The organism is Pseudomonas sp. FSL W5-0299 (assembly GCF_005930655.1).
Taxonomy (GTDB): domain Bacteria; phylum Pseudomonadota; class Gammaproteobacteria; order Pseudomonadales; family Pseudomonadaceae; genus Aquipseudomonas; species Aquipseudomonas mandelii.
The window spans coordinates 1-1,166 of sequence record NZ_RXHX01000096.1 but is presented as its reverse complement, the minus strand read 5'-3'; the positions used below and the strand labels follow the sequence as shown (position 1 = coordinate 1,166).

The following is a 1,166-nucleotide window of genomic DNA, read 5'->3' as shown; positions in this document are numbered from 1 at the left end:
CATGGCCGGCATGGACCACAGCAAGATGGCGGGAATGGACAAAGGCGACATGTCCAACATGGCCGGCATGGACCACAGCAAGATGGCAGGCATGGGCGGCATGGGTGGCGAAATGCAGACTCACCCAGCCTCCGAAACCAATAACCCCTTGGTTGACATGCAAGCCATGAGCCCGACACCGAAGCTAAACGATCCTGGCATTGGCTTGCGGAACAATGGCCGTCGCGTGCTCACCTACTCAGATCTGAAAAGCACTTTCCAAGATCCTGACGGCCGCGAACCCAATCGCACCATTGAGCTGCATCTGACCGGTCACATGGAGAAGTTCTCGTGGTCATTCAATGGCATCAAATTCTCTGACGCCGAGCCGTTGCGCCTCAAGTATGGCGAGCGTCTGCGCATCACCCTGGTGAACGATACCATGATGACCCACCCCATCCACCTCCACGGCATGTGGAGCGACCTTGAGGATGAGAACGGCAAATTCATGGTGCGCAAACACACGATCGACATGCCGCCTGGAACCAAACGCAGCTACCGAGTCACTGCTGATGCCTTAGGTCGCTGGGCCTATCACTGCCACCTGCTATTCCATATGGAAATGGGCATGTTCCGTGAAGTACGGGTTGATGAGTAAAGGAGACGATCTGTGAGCACATACCTAAATCGTAAATCGCTGGTCGGCTGCCTCTTTGCCGTCGGCTTGATGGGTGGACTCTCGTCCGTGACGCTGGCAGTCGAAGATAGTAGTGATCACTCACCTGCTACTCCTGCGAAAGCAACGAGCAAGCCTGCAACTGCGACAAACGAGTCTAAGCCCGATCACGGGTCAATGGACCACAGCAAGATGAGCCATGAGTCGATGGATCATGACCAAAAAACCAAAAAGGCAGATTGAGATCATGACCAGGAAGTTTTTACGCCCAACGTTGATGGCACTGGCAGTTTCTACCAGTCCTGCTTTCTTTGTCGTGGCTCACGCCGCTGAAGAGATGGATCACTCCAAGATGGACCACGGCTCAATGGGAGCTATGGACCATAGCAAGATGGGGGCTATGGATCACAGCAAGATGAGTATGGATGACGGGAAAATGGACGGAATGGAAAGTATGGATGGAGGGGCGACTACCACCAGTCGAACCCCAGTCCCCGTACTTACCGACGCT

At 54.4% G+C, this 1,166-nt stretch carries 2 protein-coding genes and 1 pseudogene; all 3 read left to right on the top strand.

Annotated features, from left to right (window positions below):
- The coding region (locus FHL16_RS33775; protein WP_153269235.1) for a multicopper oxidase domain-containing protein at positions 1-637 on the top strand (637 nt) is incomplete at its 5' end.
- 12 nt (positions 638-649) lie between these two features.
- Positions 650-898, top strand: coding sequence for a hypothetical protein (locus tag FHL16_RS33770; protein WP_177346273.1), 249 nt, complete (start codon positions 650-652; stop codon positions 896-898).
- Positions 870-1,166, top strand: a pseudogene (locus FHL16_RS33765) (copper resistance protein B); the annotation flags it as partial. The gene FHL16_RS33770 and the pseudogene FHL16_RS33765, both read left to right, overlap by 29 nt.